This is a genomic window from Pseudomonas sp. SCPG-7 (genome assembly GCF_002156405.1).
GTDB classification, from domain to species: Bacteria; Pseudomonadota; Gammaproteobacteria; order Pseudomonadales; family Pseudomonadaceae; genus Aquipseudomonas; species Aquipseudomonas parakoreensis.
In genome coordinates this window covers 12982-38515 of the sequence record NZ_MVOO01000027.1, presented here as the reverse complement: position 1 = coordinate 38515, position 25534 = coordinate 12982, and the positions used below count along the sequence as shown (strand labels likewise).

Here is a 25534-nt window from a genome sequence, read left to right as displayed (position 1 = left end):
CCCACCCCTTCAAGTCTAAACATACAAGCGAGCCTGCTCGCGAAGAGACCACCCCAATCACAGCAATTCTGTCTGCCTGAATGCCCCGCGAACGAGCAACCCGCGTCGATTCGGTGCAAAAAATCCCGTCTATAACCGCTTCCGCCTAATAAACACGCCATCCTGCCACTTGGCACAACCACTGCATTACCCGTTTCACCATACATAAAGCCCAACCTTCAACGACGAAGGTTGCGCTTCCCGAGAGAACGGGACCAGGACAAAGGCGTCCTCGCTAGGCAACTAGCGGGACGCCTTTTTTTGTTTGCGCAACTTTTGTCGAGCACGGCCTGACTGCCCACAAGAGGCCAGCCACCGCTCCCCGGAGAACCTGATGAAAAAACTCAAACTGGTGATGATCGGCAATGGCATGGCCGGGGTTCGCACCCTGGAAGAACTGCTCAAGCTGAGCAACGAGCTGTACGACATCACGGTCTTCGGTGCCGAACCGCACACCAACTACAACCGCATCCTGCTGTCGCCGGTGCTGGCCGGTGAGCAGACCTTCGAAGAGATCGTCCTCAACGACCTCGACTGGTACCTGGAAAACCACATCAAATTGCTGCTCAACCGCAAGGTGGTACAGATCGACCGGGTCAAACGCCGGGTGATCGCCGAAGACGGCACCGAGGCCGAATATGATCGCCTGCTGATCGCCACCGGTTCGACACCGTTCATTCTGCCGATCCCCGGCAATGACTTGCAGGGGGTGATCGGTTACCGCGACATCGCCGACACCCAGGCCATGATCGACACCGCCCGAACCCACAAGCACGCGGTGGTCATCGGCGGCGGCCTGCTTGGCCTCGAAGCCGCCAACGGCCTGATGCTGCGCGGCATGCACGTCACGGTGGTGCACATCGGCGAATGGCTGCTGGAGCGGCAACTGGACAAGACCAGCGGGCAACTGCTGCAAAGCGCCCTCGAAGCCCGTGGCCTGCACTTTCGTCTGTGCGAGCAGACCCAGGCTCTGCACGACGCGGGCAATGGCCGGGTCGGCTCGGTGCAGTTCAAGAACGGCGAGATCATCCCTGCCGATCTGGTGGTGATGGCGGCCGGCATCCGCCCCAACACCGAACTGGCGGAACGCGCCGGCATCCCGTGCAATCGCGGGATTCTGGTCAATGACACCCTGCAAACCTACGATCCGCGCATCTATGCCATTGGCGAGTGCGCCAGCCATCGCGGCATCGCTTATGGCCTGGTGGCGCCGCTGTTCGAACAGGCCAAGGTGTGCGCCAACCACCTCGCGCAACTGGGTTTCGCCCGGTATCAGGGTTCGGTGACCTCGACCAAATTGAAAGTCACCGGCATCGACCTGTTTTCCGCCGGCGATTTCATGGGCGGCGAAGGCACCGAAACCATCACCCTCTCCGATCCAATCGGCGGCGTGTACAAAAAACTGGTGATCAAGGATGACGTGCTGGTCGGCGCCTGTCTGTACGGCGATACGGCAGATGGCGGTTGGTATTTCCGACAGATTCGTGAGAATCACGCCATCGGCGAGATCCGCGATCACCTGATGTTCGGTGAAAATTCTATCGGCGACGTAGGACATCAGGGCCAGGACAAAGCCATGGCCATGGCCGACACCGCCGAAGTCTGCGGCTGCAACGGCGTGTGCAAGGGCACCATCGTCAAGGCGATTCAGGAACACGGCTTGTTCAGCGTCGATGACGTGAAGAAGCACACCAAGGCTGCAAGTTCCTGCGGCTCCTGCGCCGGGCTGGTCGAGCAGATCCTGATCAACACCGTCGGCGGCGCGGCGGACGTCAAACCGAAAAGCGAAAAAGCCATCTGCGGTTGCAGCGACCTCAACCACGGGCAGATCCGCCAGGCGATCCGCGAACAGCATCTGCTGAGCATCGCCGGCACCATGAGCTACCTCAACTGGCGCACCCCGAATGGCTGCGCCACCTGCCGTCCTGCGCTGAACTACTACCTGATTTCCACCTGGCCCGGCGAAGCCAAGGACGATCCGCAATCGCGCCTGATCAACGAACGCGCCCACGCCAACATTCAGAAGGACGGCACCTATTCGGTGGTGCCACGGATGTGGGGCGGCGTGACCAACCCTTCGGAATTGCGGCGCATCGCCGACGTGGCCGACAAGTACAACGTACCCATGGTCAAGGTCACCGGCGGTCAGCGCATTGACTTGCTCGGCATCAAGAAACAGGACTTGCCCGGCGTCTGGAAGGACCTCGACATGCCCTCCGGCCACGCCTACGGCAAATCCATCCGCACCGTGAAAACCTGCGTCGGCAGCGAGTTCTGCCGCTTCGGCACGCAGAATTCGACGCAGTTGGGCATTGAGCTTGAGCACGACCTGTTCAACATGTGGTCGCCACACAAAGTGAAACTCGCTGTCTCCGGATGCCCACGCAACTGCTCGGAAGCGGGGATCAAGGACGTAGGAATCATCGGCGTCGACTCCGGCTGGGAGATGTACATCGGCGGCAACGGCGGGATCAAGACGGAGGTCGCCGAGTTCTTCGTCAAGCTGAAAACCGCCGAGGAAGTCCGCGAGTACAACGGCGCGTTTCTGCAGCTCTATCGCGAAGAAGCCTTCTACCTCGAACGCACCGTGCACTACCTGCAACGGGTTGGCATGGAGCACATCAAGAAAGCCGTGCTGGAAGACCCCGAGCGCCGCAAGGCCCTGAATGAGCGCCTGCAGTTCTCCCTGTCGTTCGAACAAGACCCGTGGAAAGAGCGCCTCGCGCAGCCGCAACTGAAGAAAGAATTCGACGTGATCCCCGTGAAAAACCTGGAGGTGCCGGCATGAACTGGCTCGATATCTGTGCCCTGGAAGAGATCAATGCCCTTGGTTCGCGGATCATTGCCGGGCCGAAAGGTGACATCGCGATTTTTCGGACGAGCGATGACGAGGTTTTCGCCCTTGACGACCGCTGCCCGCACAAGGGTGGGCCGCTGTCACAAGGTTTGATCTACGGCAAACGCGTGGCCTGCCCGCTGCACAACTGGCAAATCGACCTGCAAACCGGCGAGGCCCAGGCTCCGGACATCGGCTGCGCGCACCATCATCCGGCCCGGGTCGAAAACGGCCGCGTGCAATTGGCCCTGCGGGAAGCGGTCTGATGAACCGCCAGACGACCGCCTCGACCTGCTGCTACTGCGGCGTCGGCTGCGGCGTGCTGATCGAGCATGACGGCGAGCGCATTCTCGGCGTCAGCGGCGATCCGGCGCATCCGGCCAACTTCGGCAAACTGTGCAGCAAAGGCTCGACCCTGCACTTGACCGGCGATCTGGCTGCCCGGGCGCTGTACCCGGAGCTGCGCCTGGGCAAAGGCCTGGCGCGCAGCCGTTGCGACTGGGATACGGCGCTGGATCACGCGACCCAGGTCTTTGCCCAAACCATCGCCGAACACGGCCCGGACAGCGTGGCGTTTTACATTTCCGGGCAGTTGCTGACCGAGGACTATTACGCCTTCAACAAATTGGCACGAGCACTGGTCGGCACCAACAACATCGACAGCAATTCCCGGCTGTGCATGTCGTCGGCGGTGGTCGGTTACAAGCGCAGCCTCGGCGCCGATGCGCCGCCGTGCAGTTACGAGGATCTGGAGCTGAGCGATTGCGTGATGATCGCCGGCAGTAACATGGCCTACGCCCACCCAATCCTTTTCCGACGCCTGGAAGAGGCAAAATCGCGCCGGCCGCAGATGAAGGTCATCGTCATCGATCCCCGGCGCACCGACACCTGTGAGTTGGCCGACTTGCATCTGGCGATTCTGCCCGGCACCGATGTCGCACTGTTCCATGGGATTTTGCATCTGCTGCTGTGGGAAGACTGGATCGACCGCGACTTCATCAAGGCGCACACCGACGGTTTGCCTGAGCTGAAAAATCTGGTGCGCGACTACACCCCGCAATTGGTTGCGCAACTGTGCGGGATCAGTGTCGAGCAATTGCAGCAGTGCGCCGAATGGGTGGGCACCGCGCCAAGTTTCCTGTCGCTGTGGTGCATGGGCCTGAATCAGTCCACCGCTGGCAGCGCAAAAAACAGCGCGCTGATCAATCTGCACCTGGCCACCGGGCAAATCGGCCGCCCGGGTGCAGGACCTTTCTCTTTGACCGGTCAGCCAAATGCCATGGGCGGGCGGGAAACCGGCAGCCTGTCCAATTTGCTGCCCGGTCATCGTGAAGCGGCCAATCCTAAGCATCGCGACGAAGTGGCAGCCTGTTGGGGTGTCGATCAACTGCCTCAAACCAGCGGCCTCAGCGCTATCGAGCTGTTCGAGCGGATGCGCAGCGGGCAGATCAAGGCGCTGTGGATTGCCTGCACCAATCCCGCACAGTCCATGCCTGATCAACAGGCGGTGCGCGAGGCGCTGCAGACCTGCCCGTTCGTGGTGTTGCAGGAAGCCTTCCGCACCACCGAGACCGCCGCCTTCGCCGACCTGTTGTTACCCGCAGCCAGTTGGGGCGAGAAGCAAGGCTCAGTGACCAACTCCGAACGGCGCATTTCCCACGTACGGCAGGCCATTCTCCCACCGGGCGAAGCACGGCCGGACTGGGCGATCACCGTGGATTTCGCACAGCGGCTGGAGAAACGTCTGCGCCCACTTCAGCCGAGCCTGTTTGCTTTCGAGCAGCCGGCGCAGTTGTTCGACGAATACAAACAACTGACCCGTGGACGCGATCTAGACTTGTCGGGCCTCAGCCATCAATTGATTGATGAACTGGGACCGCAGCAATGGCCTTTTCCGGTCGGCGCCCGGCAAGGCACGGCACGCTTGTATGGCGACGGGATTTTTCCCACGGCTAACGGTCGCGCGCAGTTCGTCGCCGATCCTTATCGCGCCGCCAAAGAACAACGCGATGCACGGTTCCCACTGACGCTGATCACCGGCCGCCTGCGCGATCAATGGCACGGCATGAGCCGCACCGGCACGGCAGCGCAATTGTTCGGGCATGTCAGCGAAGCCGTGTTAAGCCTGCACCCGGACGAGTTACGCCGGCAGCGCTTGCAGCCGGGGGATCTGGTCAACCTGAAGAGTCGGCGCGGTGCCGTTATCGTCGCGGTCGACAGCGATGACGGCGTGCGCCCCGGTCAGGCATTTCTGCCGATGCATTGGGGCGACCGGTTTCTCAAGGGCGGGGTCAACAGTCTGACCTTGCCGGCCTTCGATCCTTTGTCGAAACAGCCCGAACTCAAACACAGCGGCGTGCGTCTGGAAGCGGTAAATCTGCCATGGCACTTGTTCGCCCTGATCGAGGGCGATGTTCAACGGCATTTCGAGACGCTACGACCTCTCTGCGAGGCGTTTTCCTATGTGAGCCTCAGCCTTGTCGGACGTGAGCGGCCCGCGCTGCTGATACGCGCTGCCAGCGTCACGCCGCCAGAGCCGCAACGGCTGCGCGACATCGACCAGTGCCTGACGCTGCTCGACGGTCCAGTGCTGGCCTACGACGACCCGCGCCGCGCCATTGGCAAACGGGTACGCATCGAAAACGGCCGAATCACCGCAATCCGCCTCGCGGGCGAAACCCTGGCTCAGCACTGGCTGCAAGGCTTGTGGCTGGAGGGTCGCGCCGATGAACAACTGCGCCGCTGGCTTCTGGCGCCGATGAGTGCGCCACCCGGCAATGCCGGCATTCAGGCCAATCCGGGCAAAACCCTGTGCAACTGCAAAAACGTCAGTCACAGCGCGGTGTGTGCCGGAATTCGCCAAGGCCTGGATCTGCAAGGTCTCAAACAACAACTGGGGTGCGGCGCGCAATGCGGCTCGTGTGTCCCTGAAATCAAGCGTTTGCTGGCCGCTGATCTGCAGCCGGTATCGGTCATCTGAAGGAAAACACCATGAATGCAAAAGTCTGGCTGGTGGGCGCAGGCCCCGGTGATCCCGAGTTGCTGACGCTCAAAGCGGTACGCGCGTTGCGCGAAGCAAAGGTGGTGTTGATTGACGACCTGGTCAATGACGCCGTGCTGGAGCATTGCCCTACGGCGCGAATCATTGCCGTGGGCAAGCGCGGTGGCTGTCGCTCGACGCCGCAGGCCTTCATCCATCGGCTGATGCTGCGTTATGCCCGCCAAGGCCTATGCGTGGTGCGGCTCAAAGGCGGTGATCCGTGCATTTTCGGCCGTGGTGGTGAGGAGGCGCATTGGTTGCGCGAACGTGGGATTGAGGTCGAGCTGGTCAACGGCATTACCGCCGGCCTTGCTGGCGCGACACAGTGTGATATTCCGCTGACGTTGCGCGGCGTGGCGCGCGGGGTGACGCTGGTCACCGCGCATACCCAGGACGATAGCCAATTGAACTGGCAGGCGCTGGCGCAAGGCGGTACGACACTGGTGATCTACATGGGGGTGGCCAAACTGGACGAGATCCGCGATCAGTTGTTGGCGGGCGGGATGGCGGCGGATATGCCAGTGACGATGATAGAAAATGCCTCTCTGCCAGAACAGCGCGAGTGCCGCAGTGATCTGATGAGCATGGGTGACGACGCTTGCAGGTTTGGACTGAAGAGCCCGGCCATTCTGGTCATTGGTGCAGTGGCTGCCTTTGCAGAAGATCAAAGGATCGCAGCCTTCGGCAGCTCCTACAGGATGTGTGCGGATACCGTGTAGGAGCTGCCGCAGGCTGCGATCTTTATAGCTTCAAAGCCAAATCGCAGGCAAAGAAAAGCCCGGCCTGAGCCGGGCTTTTCTCGTAGCGGCAGCTAATTACTTAGCTTGAGCTTCAACCTGCGCTTCTACGCGACGGTTAACAGCACGGCCAGCTTCAGTTTTGTTGTCAGCAACTGGGCGGGATTCGCCGTAGCCGATCGACTGAACGCGGGACGACTCAACACCGTACTGCTGGGTCAGAACTTGCTTAACGGCGTTTGCACGACGCTCGGACAGTTTCTGGTTGTAAGCGTCAGGACCGACGGAGTCAGTGTGACCTTCAACAGTGGTGTGAGTGGCTGGGTACTGCTTCATGAAGTCAGCCAGGTTCTTGATGTCAGCGTAGCTGTTTGGCTTGACGACCGACTTGTCGAAGTCGAATTTCACGTCCAGCTCTACACGAACAACTTCAGCAACTGCTGGGCAGCCATCAGCGTCAACAGTTACGTTGGCTGGGGTGTCCGGGCACTTGTCAACGTTGTCGCAAACGCCGTCGTTGTCGCTGTCGGAGCAGACTTCAGCCGGAGCTGGAACTGGAGCAGCAGCTGGCTTGCCGCCGCCACCGAAGTTCACACCCAGACCAACCGATGGAGCGTAGTCCCAACGGCCGTTGTCCAGTTTGTAGTCAGCTTCTACGCCAGCACGGGCGAAGAAGTTTTCGGCGAAGTAGTACTTAACGCCAGCGCCAGCAGTCAGGAAAGTCGACTGGTCGCGACCGGTGTGGCCGTCAGCAGCTACGTTGGTCAGGTTGCCGTGCTTAACGCCACCTTCAACGTATGGACGCAGAGCGTCGCCAGCGTTGTTGAAGTGGTATTGAGCGGTCAGACCGAAGTTGTCACCACGCAGTTTCTGGCTGCCGGTACCGTCGTTCGAACGGGTGTGGTTGTTACGATCCCAGCCGAAGTTGATCGAGACGTCATCGGTCAGGAAGTAACCGATTTTGGCGCCTGGGTTGAAGCCGTCTTCGACATGATCAATGCTGTCGTTGTACTGCTTCTTGTAGTTGATCTCGCCTTCAACTGCGCCTTGGCCTTGTGCCAGTGCGCCGAACGAAGTAGCGGCAATAAGAGAACCAATGGCCAAGCCCAAGGTGTTTTTCAGTTTCATCCGTTAAATCCCCATCTGGTGATTGTGAAGCAGTCCCGCAAACCGGGGGACAACTCGGCGGCAAGTCTATCAGAACTTGCCTACACGTAAGAGATATTTGCGCTGAACTAAGTTTCAGCAATGCCTGCAAATTTCTCACGCAATTTGTCTAGAGCACGTTTGTACCGCATTTTTGTCGCACTCAAACCCATGTGCATGATGTCTGCGATCTCCTGAAACTCCAGCTCTGCGACAAATCGTAGCACCAGAATTTCACGGTCAATCGGGTTCACATACACCAGCCAGCGATCGAGTCCGCCCTTCTCCTCGGGTTTCGGCGCCTTCTCTTCCGACGCTTCTTCCAGCGGGTCCAGACTCAAGGCGTCCATCAAGCGACGCTTTCGCCGTTCCTTCCGATACTGCGTGATGCATTCGTTATACGTGATGCTGTAGAGCCAGGTTTTGAACTTCGATTTCCCCTCGAAGTTCTTCAGGCCGTACAACACCTTAAGCATCACTTCCTGACAGACATCGTCTGCGTCGCGATCGTTCCCAAGATATCTCGCACAAACGTTAAATAATGTTCGCTGGTAACGCCGCATCAGCTCTTCATAGGCGCGTGTCACGTGAAACAGCTCGGTATGCGAGCGCGCGACCAACTCCTCATCAGAGAGCTCACGGGGGTCATAGCGCGTGGATAGCGTTTGGGCTTTATTCAAAACAAGTCGTGCCGACAGTCAGGTCAATGTCCGCCGCACCCCTCTCAGGGCATTTTGCGGCGGCATACATTAGCAGGGTTTGCCGGGTTAGCGGCTACTCACATGCTGTTCCAGCAGGATCCGATTGGAAAGTGAGACTAGCTCACCCTCATCGGTCAGCAATGTGGTTTTAACCGTGCCGATCTCTTCGATCTGGCCTTCGACCTCGCCAACACGCACTTGTTGCCCAACCTGATACAACTCACGCACATAGATTCCCGCAAGAATCTGACCGGCAATTTCCCGGCTTCCCAACCCCATGGCCAGCGCTACGGCCAGACCAACGGTAATCAATACGATGACGATCACATGGTTCAGCAGGTCGGTCTTGACCTCAAGCTGACTGATCGCGACCGAGATGCTGATGATGATCACCAGCCCCTGGGCAATACGGCCCAAACCCGAAGCGTAGTCCAGCCCTACGCCTTCTGCCGCCCCGCGCACCAGGCCATTGGCCAATTGCGCGAGCAAAACACCGACCAGCAACACCAGCGCGGCGCCGAAAACTTTCGGCAAATACAACGCCAGCATGTCCAGCGTAGCTGAAACTCGCTCAAGTCCAAGGGACTCTGCTGCAGAAACCAGAAAAATCAGCAGAACGAACCAGTAGACGATCTTGCCGATCAAGGTCGAGATCGGCACTTGCAGGCCGGCCCGCGACATCAACTTGGTCAGACCGGTGCCACCCATCAGGCGATCAAGGCCCAGTTTGGCGAGCAATTTGGACAGCAAGGTATCGAGCAACTTGGCCACCACGAAGCCCAACAGCAGCACCACCAGTGCGCCGAACAGGTTCGGGATGAAATTGGCGACTTTGGTCCACAACGCAGTCATTGCCGTGACGAGGCTCTGAGTCCAGAGATCAAGTTCCATATTCAATCAGCCTTATCAGCAGTGCGTGCAGTAGTTTTACGAAGACGGGAAACCGGCGAAACGTGGGCCGATCCGTTATTCAGGGCGATCATCAGCGCGGGCAGCCAGCGGCCCAGCAGGCTGAACAGATCACCGGCGCCCACCTGACGGTTGGCGGTTTTGAGTACGCGACCCAGGCATGCGTCGTCGTCACGGCTGGACGGCGAGGCGTTGAGCATGTCGCGCAAAGACTGTTCAAACGGATCGTGCATACGCACCTCTCGTGATGTCTGTGAAAGACGCGGGCAAATTTGGTCGGGTCACATGTTGCATATTCACACCCAGCGCAAACGGCGGAATAACCACCATTGACCGATGGCCATCGCCAGCACTGTCAGACAGGCAATCAGGAAACCATAAGGGCTGCTCGAGAACGGAATGCCGCCCACGTTGATACCCAATAGACCGGTGAGAAAACTCATCGGCAAGAAGATGCAGGTGATGATGCCGAAGCGGTACATCGTGCGATTCATACGCACGTTCAAACGCCGGTCTTCGGCCTCCAGCACAAGCCCCATGCGCTCTCGGGTCAGTTCCAGCTCTTCGAGATAGCGGGTCAGGCTGTTGTTCAATTCGTTCCAGTAGTCAGCATCATCATCGACAAACCACGGCAGTTTTATCCGCGTAAGTTGTCCGAAAATATCCCGCTGCGGCGCCAGAAAACGCTTCAGTCCGGCCGCCCTGCGACGGATGTGCAAAATCGAGCCATGTTCGGGGGTATACCGTTCGTCGGCATCGAGCTTTTCTTCCTCTTCATCGACCAGTTCCGACAGGCACGTGACCAGATCCTGCACCTTGTGGGTGAGGAATTGCGCCAGGTACAGGATCAGCTCAGAGGAGGTTTTCGGGCCTTTGCCTTCGCTCAGCAGCGCCAGCAGTTCATCGGTGGCGCGCAACGGGCGCAGACGCAGCGAGATGACGCGCTGGGCGGAGGCGAAAATCCGCACCGAGACCATGTCTTCCGGCTCGGCCCCCGGGTTGAGGTTGACCCCGCGCAGAAACAGCAGCAACTCGGCATCCGGCAACGGCAGCAGGCGCGGCCGAGTGTTCTCTTCCAGCAGCAGGTCGCAGGCGAATTCATTCAGGCCGCTGGATTTGCGCAGCCAGGTCTGGGTTTGCGGATGACTGCGATCCCAATGCAGCCACAGGCTCTCATGGGCCTGCAGCTGCAGATCGTCGAGTTCAGTCCGGGCAATCGAACGCGCACCGCCTTTACCGTCCAGCACCAGGGCGTGCACCAGCCCCCACTGCGCGTTTTCTTCCTCGAACATCCGCATCCCTTTGTCGAAAAACTTATTCAGGCATCTGCAGCGGGCTCGGCGAAACGATCACGCCGTTGTTGTCCGCATAGATGTAATGGCCCGGATGGAACGTCACGCCAGCGAAAGTCACCGCTACATTGAGATCACCGATGCCACGTTTTTCGGTCTTCATCGGATGGCTGGCCAACGCCTGAACGCCGAGATCGGTCTGGGCAATAACATCGACATCACGGATGCAACCGTAGATGACCATCCCTTCCCAGCCGTTTTTCGCAGCTTTCTCGGCGATCATGTCGCCCAGCAGCGCGCGGCGCAGCGAACCGCCGCCATCGACCACCAGCACCTTGCCGTTGCCCTTGAGTTCGGCTTGCTCCTTGACCAGCGAGTTGTCTTCGAAACATTTGATGGTCACGATTTCGCCGCCGAAGGAATCACGGCCGCCGAAATTGCTGAACATCGGCTCCAGCACCTGCACCAGCTCCGGATAGGCGTCGCACAGGTCAGGCGTAAGGTAATGGTTCATCGAGAAACTCCTGTAAAAAGGAAGACGATCTAGGATGTCGCACTCTGTTGAAACGAGTCCCGGCGGTCGCTGTTTACCTTAGTTCATGCAATGGTCGCTGAACGAACCTGAACAAACGCTGAAACGTAATAGCTAAACAGCCACCAAATATGACCAGAACCGCACAATGCGTCATATCTTAGCCGCAAGCCGACCTGAACGAAATGCCCTTTTCAGAGCACCCGGCTCAGACCGCAGCAGCAAGATCCGGCTTGTCGCCGAGCAACGGCGTCTGCTGATCGCTCAACCAACGCGCCACCAGTGGCCAGACCTCGGCCTGCGCCGCTTTGCTCACCAGCATCTCGACATGCCCGAAGTTGTCGCTGAAGCCCTGCTCGCGCCCCAGATTGACGAACTGTTTGTGCTCGGAGCCGATCTGCTCGAACAGTTTGCGACAGGCCCACGCCGGATCCTGGTGATCCCCCGCCGCCGTCACGGCCAGCACTGGCACCTGAACCTCGGCAAGCCCTGCCCACCAATCCTTGTCCTTGTCGCCAAAACGGCCGAACAGGCCGTACCAGCGCATGCTTTCCAGCGCCAGACCGATCGGCTCGTCTTCCGGGCCGCGCTTGAGGCGTGAGCCGGACAATTGCGCAAAACGCTTGAGAATGAAGCGTCCGCTCCACTCCACCGGCGGGATCTTCAACGGCCAATAAGTGCGGCTGACCTGCGTGCCGAAAAACGCTGCCGAGGCCACCGCCGGCTCGCCGAGGTATTCGCCACCGAGCGCCGCCGCCAGGGTAATGCCACCCAGCGAATGGCCGATCCAGTGCGGAACCTGCCCGCTCTGCTCACGGACGAACGCGGCAATCGCCGGCAGATCGTAACGGGCGTAGTCAGCCACGCGGTTGCGCCGGTAGTCCTCGTTGCGCTGCGACAGGCCGTGACCGCGCATCTCAGGGATCCACACGTCGAAGCCCAGACGCGTCAGGTAAGCGCCCAGGCCCAGGCCTTTGGGGGAAAACCAGAAGCGCCGGTTGGAAAAACTGCCATGCAGCAAAATCACCGGCACGCCGCGCGGCGCCGTGTCATCCGCCATGCCCAAGCGGGTCACGGCGATTTCCACGGACCAGTCGGGACTGTTGCCGGGTTTGAGTCGATACACGTCTTCGCTCAGATCACCGCGACGCTCGGCGCTGATCAGGGCGACAGGAAACAGGTTGCTGCTGCTTTGCATAATGCTCTTGCACAAAAAAGGGCGGCATCTACAGGAGCCCGCCCTACTCAAATCTCAAATCCCGCCCCTTGTGGGAGCAGGCCGTTCACATAGGTATCAAGCCTGGGCCTGACCTTCAGCGAGGAAGAACCAGGTTTCCAGCACAGAATCCGGGTTCAGCGACACGCTTTCGATGCCCTGCTCCATCAGCCATTTGGCCAGGTCCGGGTGATCCGAAGGGCCCTGACCGCAAATGCCGATGTACTTGCCGGCCTTGTTGCACGCGGCAATCGCGTTGGCCAGCAGCTTCTTGACCGCCGGATTACGCTCGTCGAACAGGTGCGCGATGATCCCGGAGTCACGGTCCAGGCCCAGGGTCAGCTGGGTCAGGTCGTTGGAACCGATCGAGAAACCGTCAAAGAATTCGAGGAATTCTTCAGCGAGAATCGCGTTGGATGGCAGTTCGCACATCATGATCACGCGCAGGCCGTTGTCGCCACGGGCCAGGCCGTTTTCGGCGAGCAGATCGACCACCTGGCTGGCTTCGCCCAGGGTACGGACGAACGGCACCATGATTTCGACGTTGGTCAGGCCCATCTCGTTGCGCACGCGTTTCAGCGCGCGGCACTCAAGCTCGAAACAATCGCGGAACGATTCGCTGATGTAACGCGAAGCACCACGGAAGCCGAGCATCGGGTTTTCTTCTTCCGGCTCGTACAGCTTGCCGCCGATCAGGTTGGCGTACTCGTTGGACTTGAAGTCCGACAGACGCACGATGACCTTCTTCGGCCAAAACGCGGCCGCGAGGGTGCTGATGCCTTCCACCAGTTTTTCGACGTAGAAACCGACCGGATCGTGGTAGCCCGCGATGCGCTTGTCGACGCTGTCCTTGATTTCCTGCGGCAGGCCGTCGTAATTCAACAGCGCTTTCGGGTGCACACCGATCATGCGGTTGATGATGAACTCCAGACGGGCCAGGCCGACACCGGCGTTCGGCAACTGCGCGAAGTCGAAGGCGCGGTCCGGGTTGCCGACGTTCATCATGATTTTGAACGGCAGCTCCGGCATGGCGTCCACGGAGTTTTTCTTGACGTCGAAGCCCAGTTCGCCTTCGAAGATGTAACCGGTGTCGCCTTCGGCGCAGGACACAGTCACGCCCTGGCCATCCTTCAGCAGTTGGGTGGCGTTGCCGCAACCCACCACCGCCGGAATCCCCAGTTCACGGGCGATGATCGCCGCGTGACAGGTACGGCCGCCACGGTTGGTGACGATGGCGCTGGCGCGCTTCATCACCGGCTCCCAGTCCGGGTCGGTCATGTCGGAGACCAGCACGTCACCGGCCTGGACTTTGTCCATTTCCGAGACGTCCTTGATGATCCGCACTTTGCCGGCGCCGATGCGCTGGCCAATGGCACGACCTTCCACCAGCACGGTGCCGGTTTCTTTCAGCAGGTAACGTTCCATGACGTTGGCCTGGGTGCGGCTCTTCACGGTTTCCGGGCGGGCCTGCACGATGTACAGCTTGCCGTCGTCACCGTCCTTGGCCCACTCGATGTCCATCGGGCAGCCGTAGTGCTTCTCGATGATCATCGCCTGCTTGGCCAGCTCGCTGACTTCAGCGTCGGTCAGGCAGAAACGTGCGCGTTCAGCCTTGTCGACATCGACGGTCTTCACCGAACGACCGGCCTTGGCCTCGTCGCCGTAGATCATCTTGATGGCTTTGCTGCCCAGGTTGCGACGCAGGATCGCCGGGCGACCCGCCTCCAGCGTGCCTTTGTGCACGTAGAACTCATCCGGGTTGACCGCGCCTTGGACGACGGTTTCGCCCAGACCGTAGGCGCCGGTGATGAACACCACGTCACGGAAACCGGATTCGGTATCGAGGGTGAACATCACACCGGCGGTGCCGGTTTCCGAACGCACCATGCGCTGCACGCCAGCCGACAGGGCGACCAGCTTGTGGTCGAAGCCCTGGTGCACGCGGTAGGAGATGGCGCGGTCGTTGAACAGCGAAGCGAACACCTCTTTGGCGGCGCGGATAACGTTTTCCACGCCACGGATGTTCAGGAAGGTTTCCTGCTGACCGGCGAACGAGGCGTCCGGCAAGTCTTCGGCGGTGGCGGAAGAACGCACGGCCACGGCCACGTCAGGGTTACCGGCCGACAGCGCAGCGAACGCGGTGCGGATCTCAGTATTCAGTTTTTCGGGGAATTCGGCTTCCATGATCCATTGACGGATCTGTGCACCGGTCTTGGCCAGCGCGTTGACGTCATCGACGTCCAGGGCGTCGAGAGCCTTGTGGATCTGGTCGTTGAGGCCGCTCAGTTCGAGAAAGTCGCGATAGGCCTGCGCGGTGGTGGCAAAGCCGCCGGGGACCGACACACCGGCACCCGCCAGGTTGCTGATCATCTCGCCCAGGGATGCGTTCTTGCCCCCCACATGCTCAACATCGTGTTTGCCGAGCTTATCGAGGGAAACTACGTACTCTACCAAGGTGATCTCTCCACTAACTGTGTTGGAAAAGCTCAGAAACCGGCAGCTCGGGGGAGCGTTGGCCGGCTGTATGGCCTGGACCTGGAAAATAAGTGAGAATGCGGGCCAATGGCGGCCGGCAAATCGCGCCTATCATATCCAAGAATGCTCATTAGCTTAAGGCCCAAGGTGCAAATGAAACGATCTGCTTTCTTTATCTCCGATGGCACCGGCATTACCGCCGAAACCCTGGGTCAAAGCCTTCTGGCGCAGTTCGAAAACATTACCTTCACCAAGCTCACGCGGCCGTATATCGACAACGCGGACAAAGCGCGGGCCATGGTACAACAAATCAACAAAGCCGCTGAAACCGACGGCTTCCGCCCGATCATCTTCGACACCATCGTCAATCAGGACATCCGTGAGATTCTCGCAACGTCCAATGGTTTCATGATCGACATCTTCTCGACCTTCCTCGCCCCGCTCGAACAGGAGCTGACCGAGCATTCCTCCTACACCGTCGGCAAGTCGCATTCGATCGGCCACAACTCCAATTACATGGAGCGTATCGAGGCGGTGAACTTCGCCCTCGACAACGATGACGGCGCACGCACCCACTATTACGACAAGGCCGACCTGATACTAGTGGGCGTGTCGCGATGTGGTAAGACGCCGACGTGCCTGTACATGGCGATGCAATTCGGCATCCGCGCGGCCAACTACCCGTTGACCGAAGACGACATGGAGCGTCTGACCCTGCCAACCGCCCTGCGCGCCCATCAGCACAAACTGTTCGGCCTGACCATCGACCCGGACCGCCTCACCGCGATTCGCAACGAACGCAAGCCCAACAGCCGCTATTCGAGCTACGCCCAATGCGAATTCGAAGTGCGCGAAGTGGAAAACCTGTTCCGCCGCGAGAACATCCCGCACATCAACTCCACGCATTTTTCGGTGGAAGAGATTTCGGCGAAGATTCTGGTGGAGAAAGGCGTCGAGCGGCGTTTCAAATAGATTTGCGGCGTCTGCTTTGGCGCCTTCGCGGGCAAGCCCGCTCCCACAGGGTTTCAGAGTGTTCATGCATGTTGTGCCAGGCACAAAACCTTGTGGGAGCGGGCTTGCCCGCGAAGGCGGCGGCACATCCAGCATTGATGTTGCCTGACACACCGCTAGCGTGAGCAGGCTCACGCTCGCAATTGGTCTTCAATGCTCGCGTTGTCAGATGACAAACAGGTCGATGAAACGATTCACAGGGGTCGCTTCAAGCTGCGCCTGATTCTTGCACAATGCGAAGATCTCGCCGCTGCGCTGCGCAGTGAATCGTGTCAGCAGATTCGCCTTGAACTTGTCCTCCAGCAATGGAATACCTTCGACCCGGCGCCGACGATGGCCGATCGGGTATTCGACCACCACGTTTTCGGTGCTCGTCCCGTCCTTGAAAAACACCTGCACCGCGTTGGCAATCGAGCGCTTGTCAGCCTCCAGGTATTCGCGGGTGAAACGCGGATCTTCGACGATGACCATCTTCTCGCGCAGTACATCGATGATCGGGTGCGCGGCGTGGAAGTCGTCCTCGTACTGTTCGGCCAGCAGATTGCCGAACGCCAGCGGCACGGCGGTCATGTACTGCAGGCAGTGATCGCGGTCGGCGGCGTTGGCCAGCGGCCCGACCTTGGAGATGATGCGAATCGCTGACTCATGGGTGGTGATGACGATGCGGTCGATTTCATGCAAGCGGTTGCGCACCAAAGGATGCAAGGTCACTGCCGCTTCGCAGGCCGTTTGCGCGTGGAATTCGGCGGGGAAGCTGATCTTGAACAGTACGTTTTCCATCACGTAACTGCCGTAGGGCCGCGAGAAGCTGAAGATGCGTTTGCCTTCCTGCTTGAGCGCCAGATTGTTGTTGGTGTGGCTGAACGATACGTCGTAGAAGCCCCACTGTTTGGCCGTCAACACCCCGGGAATGCCCATCTCGCCGCGTAGCGCGATGTCGGCCAGACGCACGCCGCGGCTGGTGGCATCCCCCGCCGCCCAGGACTTGCGCGACCCGGCGTTCGGCGCATGACGATAAGTGCGCAGCGCCTGACCATCGGCGAACGCATGGGACAACGCGGACAGCAGTTGTTCGCGACGGGCGCCCATCAGTTTGGCGGTGACGGCGGTCGAAGCGACTTTCACCAGTAGAACGTGGTCGAGGCCGACGCGGTTGAACGAATTTTCCAGAGCGATCACGCCTTGAATCTCGTGGGCCATGATCATCGCTTCGAGCACGTCGCGCACGGTCAGTGGCGCTTCGCCGTTGGCGATACGTTTCTGCGACAGGTGATCAGCCACCGCGAGAATCCCGCCGAGATTGTCCGACGGATGCCCCCATTCAGCCGCAAGCCAGGTGTCGTTGTAGTCGAGCCAGCGCACGATGCAGCCGATGTCCCACGCGGCTTTCACCGGATCCAGGCGATAGGGAGTGCCAGGCACGCGCGCCCCGAATGGCACGACGGTGCCCTCGACAATGGGGCCGAGGTGTTTGGTGCAATCGGGGAACCGCAGCGCCAGCAGGCCACAGCCCAACGTGTCCATCAGGCAGTTGCGGGCGGTGTCGAGGGCTTCGGCAGATTCGATGTTGAAGGTGAGGACGTAATCGGCGATGTCCTGCAGGACACGGTCGTAGTCGGGGCGGTTGTTCAGGTCGACGTTGGCGCTCATGTTCGATTCACTCTTGCAGTGGTTCGTTGATGGGACCTCGGTTCAGGCGATGGATTTTTATTTTTGAAAAGCAATCTCTGTAGGAGCTGCCGCAGGCTGCGATCTTTTGATCTTGAAAAGCAAAATCAAAAGATCGCAGCCTGCGGCAGCTCCTACAGTTCTGTTCGGTGCTGGATTCAGAAGGAGTCGCCGGGGATGCGGACGAAGCCTTCCATCAGCACCCGCGCACTGCGGCTCATGATGGCCTTTTTTACCACCCACTCACCGTTTTCCAGGCTGGCCTCGGCACCCACGCGCAGGGTGCCGGAAGGATGGCCGAAGCGCACAGCGTTGCGCTCGACACCGCCCGCCGCAAGGTTGACCAGCGTCCCGGAAATCGCCGCCGCCGTGCCGATCGCCACCGCTGCCGTGCCCATCATCGCGTGGTGCAGTTTGCCCATCGACAACGCACGCACCAGCAGATCGACATCAGCGGCAGCAATCGATTTGCCGCTGGACGCGACGTAATCCGCAGGCTTGGCGACAAACGCGACTTTCGGCGTGTGCTGCCGCTTGGCTGCTTCATCCAGAGTCGAAATCAGGCCCATGCGCAACGCACCGTAGGCGCGGATGGTCTCGAACATCTGCAGCGCTTTCGGGTCGCTGTTGATCGCGCCTTGCAGCTCGGTGCCGGTGTAGCCGATGTCTGCGGCGTTGACGAAAATCGTCGGGATCCCGGCGTTGATCATGGTCGCCTGGAACGTACCGACACCCGGCACCTCCAGCTGATCGATCAGGTTGCCGGTGGGGAACATCGAACCGCCGCCGCCCTCTTCTTCCGCCGCCGGATCCATAAATTCGACCTGCACTTCGGCCGCCGGAAAGGTCACGCCGTCGAGTTCGAAATCACCGGTCTCCTGCACTTCGCCGTTGGTGATCGGCACATGGGCGATGATGGTCTTGCCGATGTTGGCCTGCCACACGCGCACCACCGCGACGCCGTTGTGCGGAATGCGGCTGGCCTCCACCAGACCGTTGCTGATGGCGAACGAACCGACCGCTGCCGAGAGGTTGCCGCAGTTGCCGCTCCAGTCCACGAACGGTTTGTCGATGGAGACCTGACCGAACAGGTAATCGACGTCGTGATCAGCCTTGATGCTTTTCGACAGGATCACGGTTTTGCTGGTGCTCGAGGTGGCGCCGCCCATGCCGTCGATCTGCTTGTCGTACGGGTCGGGGCTGCCGATCACCCGCAGCAGCAAGGCATCGCGGGCCGGGCCGGGAATCTGCGCGGCTTCGGGAAGATCCTTGAGGCTGAAAAACACGCCTTTGCTGGTGCCGCCGCGCATGTAGGTGGCGGGTATTTTGATCTGCGGTGCGAACTTAGCTGCGTGAGCCATGGTGCTCCTTATCCGCAAACGCGGGTCAACCGACCCGCGCTCGCACTACGTGATTTAAACGGCAACCGCCGACTCTTCGAGGAAGTCCTGGGCGAAGCGCTGCAGCACGCCGCCGGCCTCGTAGATCGACACTTCTTCAGCGGTATCCAGACGGCAAGTCACCGGCACTTCAACGCGCTCGCCGGACTTGCGATGGATCACCAGCGTCAGGTCGGCACGCGGGGTGCGGGCGCCGATCACGTCGTAGGTTTCGCTGCCGTCGATGGCCAGCGTGTGACGGTCGGTGCCCGGTTTGAACTCCAGCGGCAACACGCCCATACCCACCAGGTTGGTGCGGTGGATACGCTCGAAGCCTTCGGCGACGATCGCTTCCACGCCTGCCAGACGCACGCCTTTCGCCGCCCAGTCGCGGGACGAGCCCTGGCCGTAGTCGGCGCCGGCAATGATGATCAACGGCTGCTTGCGCTCCATGTAGGTTTCGATGGCTTCCCACATGCGCATCACCTTGCCTTCCGGCTCGACCCGGGCCAGCGAACCCTGTTTGACCTTGCCGTTTTCCTGGACCATTTCGTTGAACAGTTTCGGGTTGGCGAAGGTTGCACGCTGCGCGGTCAGGTGGTCGCCACGGTGCGTGGCGTAGGAGTTGAAGTCCTCTTCCGGCAGGCCCATTTTCGCCAGGTATTCGCCGGCGGCACTGTCGAGCATGATCGCGTTCGAGGGTGACAGGTGATCGGTGGTGATGTTGTCCGGCAGCACCGCCAGCGGGCGCATGCCCTTCAACGGACGGGCGCCGGCCAGCGCGCCTTCCCAGTACGGCGGCCGGCGGATGTAGGTGCTCATCTCGCGCCAGTCGTACAGCGGCGCGACTTTCGGGCCGGTGTCTTCGTGAATGGCGAACATCGGAATGTAGACCTGACGGAATTGCTCCGGCTTGACCGACGACTTCACCACGGCGTCGATTTCTTCATCGCTCGGCCAGATGTCCTTCAGGCGGATTTCCTTGCCGTCGACCACGCCCAGCACATCTTTCTCGATGTCGAAACGGATGGTCCCGGCGATGGCGTAAGCGACCACCAGCGGCGGCGACGCGAGGAACGCCTGCTTGGCGTACGGGTGAATGCGGCCGTCGAAGTTGCGATTGCCGGAGAGCACGGCAGTCGCATACAGATCGCGGTCGATGATCTCTTGCTGGATCACCGGATCGAGGGCGCCGGACATGCCGTTGCAGGTGGTGCAGGCAAACGCGACGACACCGAAACCGAGTTGCTCCAGCTCCGTGGTCAGCCCCGCTTCGTCGAGATACAGCGCGACGGTTTTCGACCCCGGTGCCAGAGAGGATTTGACCCACGGCTTGCGGGTCAGGCCAAGCTTGTTGGCGTTGCGCGCCAGCAGACCGGCGGCGATCACGTTGCGCGGGTTGCTGGTGTTGGTGCAGCTGGTGATGGCCGCGATGATCACCGCGCCATCGGGCATTTGCCCCGGCACGTCATCCCACTGCCCGGAAATGCCTTTGGCCGCCAGATCCGACACCGCGACGCGGGCGTGCGGGTTACTCGGGCCGGCCATGTTGCGCACCACCGAAGACAGATCGAAACTCAGGCCGCGCTCGTATTGCGCGCCTTTCAGGCTGTCAGCCCACAAGCCGTTGAGTCTGGCGTACTGCTCGACGAGCTGCACTTGCTGGTCTTCGCGACCGGTGAGTTTCAGGTAGTCGATGGTTTGCTGGTCGATGTAGAACATCGCGGCGGTGGCGCCGTACTCCGGGGCCATGTTGGAGATGGTCGCGCGGTCGCCGAGGGTCAGTGCCGACGCGCCTTCGCCGAAGAACTCCAGCCAGGCGCCGACGACTTTCTGTTTGCGAAGGTACTCGGTCAGGGCCAGCACCATGTCGGTGGCGGTGATGCCCGGTTGCAGCTTGCCGGTCAGTTCGACGCCGACGCTCTCCGGCAGGCGCATCCACGAGGCGCGGCCGAGCATCACGCTCTCGGCTTCGAGGCCACCGACGCCGATGGCGATCACGCCCAGCGCATCGACGTGCGGGGTGTGGCTGTCGGTGCCGACGCAGGTGTCGGGGAACGCCACGCCGTCACGCACCTGAATCACCGGAGACATTTTCTCCAGGTTGATCTGGTGCATGATGCCGTTGCCCGGCGGGATCACGTCGACGTTCTTGAAGGCCTTTTTGGTCCAGTTGATGAAGTGAAAACGGTCTTCGTTGCGCCGGTCTTCGATGGCGCGGTTCTTCTCGAACGCCTGCTTGTCGAAACCGCCGGCCTCCACCGCTAGCGAGTGGTCGACGATCAGTTGCGTCGGCACCACCGGGTTGACCTGCGCCGGGTCGCCACCCTGCTGGGCAATCGCGTCACGCAGGCCGGCGAGGTCCACGAGCGCGGTCTGGCCGAGAATGTCGTGGCAGACCACGCGCGCCGGGAACCACGGGAAGTCGAGGTCGCGTTTGCGTTCGATCAGTTGCTTGAGGGAATCGGTGAGCGTGGCCGGGTCGCAGCGACGCACCAGGTTTTCCGCCAGCACGCGGGAGGTGTACGGCAGGGTGTCGTAACTGCCGGGCTGAATCGCCTCGACCGCCGCACGGACGTCGAAATAATCCAGGGAACTGCCGGGCAGGTTTTTGCGGAATGCTGTGTTCATCGGGTCAGGACTCGGGTCACGGTGGTTTCAAAGGGTGAGCTGGACACTGATCTTGAAGTTCACACCAAACCCTGTGGGAGCTGGCTTGCCAGCGATAGCGGTGGGTCAGTCGACATCAAGGTTGGATGTGACTCAGTCATCGCTGGCAAGCCAGCTCCCACAGGGTCCTCGGTGAACCTCTGGATCAGTGTTCAGTCCTCACCATTCAGCGACGTTCGATTGGCACGAACTTGCGCTGTTCAACGCCGACGTACTCGGCGCTCGGACGGATGATGCGGTTGTTGGCACGCTGTTCGAACACGTGCGCGGCCCAGCCGGTCAGGCGCGAGCAGACGAAGATCGGCGTGAACAGCTTGGTCGGGATGCCCATGAAGTGGTACGCCGAGGCATGGTAGAAGTCGGCATTGGGGAACAGTTTTTTCTGCTCCCACATGGTCTTGTCGATGGCTTCGGAAACCGCGAACAACACCTTGTCACCGACCTCGTCGGCGAGTTTTTTCGACCAGCCCTTGATCACCTCGTTGCGCGGATCGCTGTCCTTATAGATTGCGTGGCCGAAGCCCATGATCTTGTCCTTGCGCTCGAGCATGCCGAGGGTGCCCTTGATCGCCTCTTCCGGCGACGAGAAGCGCTCGATCATTTCCATCGCCGCTTCGTTGGCGCCGCCGTGCAGCGGGCCGCGCAACGAACCGATGGCCGCGGTGACGCAGGAATACAGGTCGGACAGGGTTGATGCGCAAACGCGAGCGGTAAACGTCGAGGCGTTGAATTCGTGTTCGGCGTAAAGGATCAGCGACACGTTCATCACTTTGACGTGCAGCTCGCTCGGTTTCTTGTCGTGCAACAGGTGCAGGAAGTGGCCGCCAATCGTTGGCTCATCACTGACGCAGTTGATGCGTTTGCCGTCGTGACTGAAGCGATACCAGTAGCACATGATCGCCGGGAACGCGGCGAGCAGCCGGTCGGTCTTGTCGCGCTGCTCGGAGAAGTCTTTCTCCGGTTCGAGGTTGCCGAGGAACGAGCAACCGGTGCGCATGACGTCCATCGGGTGAGCGTCGGCTGGGATGCGTTCGAGCACTTCTTTCAGTGCCTGCGGCAGATCGCGCAGCTTGCTCAGCTTTTGCTGGTAAGCGTCGAGTTGCGCCTGGCTCGGCAGTTCGCCGTACAGCAGCAGGTACGCCACTTCTTCGAACTGCGCGTCGGCTGCCAGTTCACGCACGTCATAGCCGCGATAGGTCAGCCCGGCACCGGCCTGGCCCACGGTGGACAGTGCGGTTTGCCCGGCAACCTGACCCCGGAGCCCGGCGCCACTGAGTACTTTTGCTTCGGCCATTGCTGTCTCCAATCTTGAATTTGTTAGGGAATCTGCAATTACGGTGTTGTTGGCAAAAGATCGCAGCCTTCGGCAGCTCCTACATCGACCGCGTTCCTGTAGGGGCTGTCGAGTGAAACGAGGCTGCGATCTTTTGATCTTCGCCTTTATTTTTTAGCGGCAAACAACGCATCGAGCTTCTGCTCGAAGGTGTGGTAGTCGATGCGATCGTAAAGCTCCATGCGTGTTTGCATGGTGTCGATGACATTCTGCTGGGTGCCGTCGCGGCGGATCGCGGTGTAGACGTTTTCCGCTGCCTTGTTCATCGCGCGGAAGGCCGACAGCGGATACAGCACCAGCGACACATCGGCGCCAGCCAGTTGCTCGGTGGTGTACAGCGGCGTCGAACCGAACTCGGTGATGTTGGCGAGGATCGGTGCCTTCACCCGGTTGGCGAACAGCTTGTACATCTCAAGTTCGGTGATGGCTTCCGGGAAGATCATGTCAGCGCCGGCCTCGATGCACGCGGCGGCGCGATCCAGTGCCGACTCCAGACCTTCAACCGCCAGCGCGTCAGTGCGGGCCATGATCACGAAGCTGTCATCGGTACGGGCATCGACCGCTGCCTTGATGCGGTCGACCATTTCCTGCTGGGTGACGATTTCCTTGTTCGGACGGTGACCGCAGCGTTTGGCGCCGACCTGGTCTTCGATGTGAATCGCCGCCGCGCCGAACTTGATCATCGACTTCACGGTGCGCGCCACGTTGAACGCCGAGGCGCCGAAACCGGTGTCGACGTCCACCAGCAGCGGCAAGTCGCAGACGTCGGTAATGCGCCGCACGTCGGTCAGCACGTCATCCAGGCCGGTGATGCCCAGGTCCGGCACGCCGAGCGAGCCTGCGGCCACCCCGCCACCGGACAGGTAGATCGCCTTGAAACCGGCACGCTTGGCCAGCAGCGCGTGGTTGGCGTTGATCGCGCCGACCACCTGCAATGGATGCTCGCTGGCGACCGCATCGCGGAAACGCTGGCCTGGAGTGTTCTGCTTGGAACTCATGACTCACCTCGTTCAGTGGCTGTCTTATTGTCGGCGCCGTCCTGGTAATGACGGGCGATGTTGCGTTTCGAGGCGCCGATGTGGCGGCGCATCAACAATTCCGCGAGTTCGCCGTCACGGTCGGCGATGGCATCGAGAATCCGGTGGTGTTCGGCAAAGGCCTGACGTGGCCGATTGGGCGTGGTGGAAAACTGGATGCGGTACATGCGCACCAGTTGATACAACTCGCCGCAGAGCATCTGGGTCAGGGTGCGATTGCCGCTGCCCTGAATGATTCGATAGTGAAAGTCGAAATCGCCTTCCTGCTGGTAATAGCCGACGCCGGCCTGAAACGCCGCGTCGCGCTCGTGGGTTTCCAGCACCCGGCGCAGTTCGTCGATGTCTTCGACGCTCATGCGCTCGGCCGCCAGCCGACAGGCCATGCCTTCAAGGGATTCGCGGATTTCGTAGAGTTCGAGCAATTCGGCGTGGCTGAGCGACACCACCCGCGCGCCGACATGCGGTACGCGCACCAGCAGGCGTTGGCCTTCGAGCCGATGAATGGCCTCGCGCAGCGGCCCGCGACTGATGCCGTAGGTGCGCGCCAGCTCCGGCTCGGAGATTTTGCTGCCGGGGGCGATCTCACCTTTGACGATGGCCGCCTGGATGCGCCGGAAGACGTTTTCCGAGAGCGTCTCGGAATCGTCGCCGCTGATGACCGGGGGATCGAGTTGATCCAGCATGATTGTCGACACCTTCAAATCCAATGCGGCAAAAACTAGCCAATTAGCCCGCATCAGTCAAAGGGTAAATCCACATTGTCGACAATCGTCTAATAACCCTCTCCAACAACCCCAAGGGTTATAGACCGGCGCGAGCGCTGGCGCCATAAAACCACCGTGCTAGAATGCCGCCCGCATTTGCTGGCCATTTGTACGGCTTGTCATAAAAAGCTGATAGGCACACGCAGGCGCTTGCGCAAGTTTTGCCAGGAACCTGAACCGAAAACGGAACGCTGCGCACCAGGATTTATGAGACTCAAGCCCTTCCCCACATTTTTTGCGCTGTTTTGCCTGCCCGGCCTCGCCGCGGCGGGGGAAAAAACCGTGTACGGCCTCAACGAATATGCATCGCTTGACGGCATCAATCTGCAAGTCGCGGCCAAACTCGACACCGGCGCCAAAACCGCCTCACTGAGTGCCCGCGACATCAAACGCTTCAAACGCAACGGCGAGTCCTGGGTGCGTTTCTACCTGGCGATCGACGCTGCGCATTCGCATCCGATCGAACGGCCGCTGGCCCGGGTCAGCAAGATCAAACGCCGCGCCGGCGACTACGACCCGGAAGAAGGCAAGAAATACACCGCGCGTCCGGTGATCGAGCTGGACATCTGCATGGGCACGGCGTTGCGCAGCATCGAAGTGAACCTGACCGACCGTAGTGCGTTCCAATACCCGCTTTTGATCGGCTCCGAAGCGCTGAAACGCTTCGACGCGCTGGTCGACCCCAGTCTTAAATACGCTGCCGGCAAACCCGCCTGCACCATCGCCGCTCATACCGCCGAGTAATTTCC

20 protein-coding genes are annotated in these 25534 nt (G+C 60.4%); 6 read left to right on the top strand and 14 right to left on the bottom strand.

The genetic code is table 11. From position 1 onward, the window contains the following. Positions 1-373 precede the first annotated feature (373 nt). From nirB to cobA, 4 genes are read left to right on the top strand one after another with little or no spacing between them, the layout of a single operon-like run. Positions 374-2827, top strand: a complete 2454-nt coding sequence (nirB, locus tag B1722_RS27255) for a nitrite reductase large subunit NirB (protein WP_041067743.1) — start codon at positions 374-376, stop codon at positions 2825-2827. Beyond that, positions 2824-3141 (top strand): nitrite reductase small subunit NirD, encoded by a 318-nt coding sequence (nirD, locus tag B1722_RS27250; protein ID WP_041067740.1) that lies wholly within the window; start codon positions 2824-2826, stop codon positions 3139-3141. The genes nirB and nirD overlap by 4 nt, the downstream gene beginning before the upstream one ends. Further along, positions 3141-5855 (top strand): nitrate reductase, encoded by a 2715-nt coding sequence (locus B1722_RS27245; RefSeq protein ID WP_086794947.1) that lies wholly within the window; start codon positions 3141-3143, stop codon positions 5853-5855. The genes nirD and B1722_RS27245 overlap by 1 nt, the downstream gene beginning before the upstream one ends. Positions 5856-5866: 11 nt before the next feature. Further along, complete coding sequence (gene cobA, locus B1722_RS27240) at positions 5867-6634, top strand: uroporphyrinogen-III C-methyltransferase (protein WP_086794946.1); 768 nt, start codon at positions 5867-5869, stop codon at positions 6632-6634. Positions 6635-6730: 96 nt separating this feature from the next. On the opposite strand, the gene B1722_RS27235 is transcribed toward cobA, so the two are convergent. The 8 genes from B1722_RS27235 to ppsA all read right to left on the bottom strand — a co-directional run bounded on the left by B1722_RS27235 (position 6731) and on the right by ppsA (position 14902). Then, positions 6731-7780 (bottom strand): OmpA family protein, encoded by a 1050-nt coding sequence (locus tag B1722_RS27235; RefSeq protein ID WP_027613290.1) that lies wholly within the window; start codon positions 7778-7780, stop codon positions 6731-6733. A gap of 107 nt (positions 7781-7887) precedes the next feature. After that, positions 7888-8478 carry an RNA polymerase sigma factor SigX gene (gene sigX / locus B1722_RS27230; protein WP_011333251.1) on the bottom strand — a complete coding sequence of 197 codons (591 nt, stop codon included), beginning with the start codon at positions 8476-8478 and terminating at the stop codon, positions 7888-7890. 87 nt (positions 8479-8565) lie between these two features. Continuing rightward, positions 8566-9390: a mechanosensitive ion channel domain-containing protein gene (locus B1722_RS27225; RefSeq protein ID WP_007916401.1), complete on the bottom strand. Its 825-nt coding sequence runs from the start codon at positions 9388-9390 to the stop codon at positions 8566-8568. Positions 9391-9392: 2 nt separating this feature from the next. Continuing rightward, complete coding sequence (locus tag B1722_RS27220; RefSeq protein ID WP_003223293.1) at positions 9393-9641, bottom strand: hypothetical protein; 249 nt, start codon at positions 9639-9641, stop codon at positions 9393-9395. A 63-nt stretch (positions 9642-9704) separates the two neighbouring features. Then, positions 9705-10700 (bottom strand): zinc transporter ZntB, encoded by a 996-nt coding sequence (locus B1722_RS27215; protein WP_041067669.1) that lies wholly within the window; start codon positions 10698-10700, stop codon positions 9705-9707. Between the two features lie 22 nt (positions 10701-10722). After that, positions 10723-11214: a ribonuclease E activity regulator RraA gene (rraA, locus tag B1722_RS27210; protein ID WP_041067666.1), complete on the bottom strand. Its 492-nt coding sequence runs from the start codon at positions 11212-11214 to the stop codon at positions 10723-10725. Between the two features lie 226 nt (positions 11215-11440). Next, positions 11441-12430 (bottom strand): alpha/beta fold hydrolase, encoded by a 990-nt coding sequence (locus B1722_RS27205; RefSeq protein WP_041067663.1) that lies wholly within the window; start codon positions 12428-12430, stop codon positions 11441-11443. Between the two features lie 96 nt (positions 12431-12526). Further along, positions 12527-14902 carry a phosphoenolpyruvate synthase gene (gene ppsA, locus B1722_RS27200; RefSeq protein WP_041067660.1) on the bottom strand — a complete coding sequence of 792 codons (2376 nt, stop codon included), beginning with the start codon at positions 14900-14902 and terminating at the stop codon, positions 12527-12529. A 174-nt stretch (positions 14903-15076) separates the two neighbouring features. Between ppsA and B1722_RS27195 the strand changes: the two genes are divergently transcribed. Beyond that, positions 15077-15895 (top strand): pyruvate, water dikinase regulatory protein, encoded by an 819-nt coding sequence (locus B1722_RS27195; protein ID WP_007960912.1) that lies wholly within the window; start codon positions 15077-15079, stop codon positions 15893-15895. Positions 15896-16099: 204 nt separating this feature from the next. Here B1722_RS27195 and prpD read toward each other — a convergent pair whose 3' ends face one another. The 6 genes from prpD to B1722_RS27160 all read right to left on the bottom strand — a co-directional run bounded on the left by prpD (position 16100) and on the right by B1722_RS27160 (position 24701). Then, a complete protein-coding gene (prpD, locus tag B1722_RS27190) occupies positions 16100-17584 on the bottom strand; it encodes a 2-methylcitrate dehydratase (RefSeq protein ID WP_086794945.1) in 1485 nt (494 codons plus the stop codon). Between the two features lie 176 nt (positions 17585-17760). Beyond that, on the bottom strand, positions 17761-18963 hold the full coding sequence (gene prpF, locus B1722_RS27185; protein WP_086794944.1) for a 2-methylaconitate cis-trans isomerase PrpF: 1203 nt from the start codon (positions 18961-18963) through the stop codon (positions 17761-17763). A 54-nt stretch (positions 18964-19017) separates the two neighbouring features. Further along, complete coding sequence (gene acnD / locus B1722_RS27180) at positions 19018-21612, bottom strand: Fe/S-dependent 2-methylisocitrate dehydratase AcnD (protein ID WP_086794943.1); 2595 nt, start codon at positions 21610-21612, stop codon at positions 19018-19020. A 205-nt stretch (positions 21613-21817) separates the two neighbouring features. Further along, positions 21818-22945 (bottom strand): 2-methylcitrate synthase, encoded by a 1128-nt coding sequence (gene prpC, locus B1722_RS27170; RefSeq protein ID WP_086794941.1) that lies wholly within the window; start codon positions 22943-22945, stop codon positions 21818-21820. Positions 22946-23091: 146 nt separating this feature from the next. Further along, positions 23092-23982, bottom strand: a complete 891-nt coding sequence (prpB, locus tag B1722_RS27165; protein WP_041067638.1) for a methylisocitrate lyase — start codon at positions 23980-23982, stop codon at positions 23092-23094. Beyond that, on the bottom strand, positions 23979-24701 hold the full coding sequence (locus B1722_RS27160; protein ID WP_174377155.1) for a GntR family transcriptional regulator: 723 nt from the start codon (positions 24699-24701) through the stop codon (positions 23979-23981). The genes prpB and B1722_RS27160 overlap by 4 nt, the downstream gene beginning before the upstream one ends. Before the next feature lie 291 nt (positions 24702-24992). Here B1722_RS27160 and B1722_RS27155 point away from each other — a divergent pair, with 291 nt between their 5' ends. Further along, positions 24993-25529: an ATP-dependent zinc protease gene (locus tag B1722_RS27155; RefSeq protein WP_025110318.1), complete on the top strand. Its 537-nt coding sequence runs from the start codon at positions 24993-24995 to the stop codon at positions 25527-25529. Positions 25530-25534: the final 5 nt, after the last annotated feature.

Bases quoted from the DNA above. Each gene is read 5' to 3' on its own strand.
- nirB (WP_041067743.1), top strand. From the start codon at position 374: ATGAAAAAACTCAAACTGGTGATGATCGGCAATGGCATGGCCGGGGTT.
- nirD (WP_041067740.1), top strand. From the start codon at position 2,824: ATGAACTGGCTCGATATCTGTGCCCTGGAAGAGATCAATGCCCTTGGT.
- B1722_RS27245 (WP_086794947.1), top strand. From the start codon at position 3,141: ATGAACCGCCAGACGACCGCCTCGACCTGCTGCTACTGCGGCGTCGGC.
- cobA (WP_086794946.1), top strand. From the start codon at position 5,867: ATGAATGCAAAAGTCTGGCTGGTGGGCGCAGGCCCCGGTGATCCCGAG.
- B1722_RS27235 (WP_027613290.1), bottom strand. From the start codon at position 7,780: ATGAAACTGAAAAACACCTTGGGCTTGGCCATTGGTTCTCTTATTGCC.
- B1722_RS27225 (WP_007916401.1), bottom strand. From the start codon at position 9,390: ATGGAACTTGATCTCTGGACTCAGAGCCTCGTCACGGCAATGACTGCG.
- B1722_RS27220 (WP_003223293.1), bottom strand. From the start codon at position 9,641: ATGCACGATCCGTTTGAACAGTCTTTGCGCGACATGCTCAACGCCTCG.
- B1722_RS27215 (WP_041067669.1), bottom strand. From the start codon at position 10,700: ATGTTCGAGGAAGAAAACGCGCAGTGGGGGCTGGTGCACGCCCTGGTG.
- rraA (WP_041067666.1), bottom strand. From the start codon at position 11,214: ATGAACCATTACCTTACGCCTGACCTGTGCGACGCCTATCCGGAGCTG.
- B1722_RS27205 (WP_041067663.1), bottom strand. From the start codon at position 12,430: ATGCAAAGCAGCAGCAACCTGTTTCCTGTCGCCCTGATCAGCGCCGAG.
- B1722_RS27195 (WP_007960912.1), top strand. From the start codon at position 15,077: ATGAAACGATCTGCTTTCTTTATCTCCGATGGCACCGGCATTACCGCC.
- prpD (WP_086794945.1), bottom strand. From the start codon at position 17,584: ATGAGCGCCAACGTCGACCTGAACAACCGCCCCGACTACGACCGTGTC.
- prpF (WP_086794944.1), bottom strand. From the start codon at position 18,963: ATGGCTCACGCAGCTAAGTTCGCACCGCAGATCAAAATACCCGCCACC.
- acnD (WP_086794943.1), bottom strand. From the start codon at position 21,612: ATGAACACAGCATTCCGCAAAAACCTGCCCGGCAGTTCCCTGGATTAT.
- prpC (WP_086794941.1), bottom strand. From the start codon at position 22,945: ATGGCCGAAGCAAAAGTACTCAGTGGCGCCGGGCTCCGGGGTCAGGTT.
- prpB (WP_041067638.1), bottom strand. From the start codon at position 23,982: ATGAGTTCCAAGCAGAACACTCCAGGCCAGCGTTTCCGCGATGCGGTC.
- B1722_RS27155 (WP_025110318.1), top strand. From the start codon at position 24,993: ATGAGACTCAAGCCCTTCCCCACATTTTTTGCGCTGTTTTGCCTGCCC.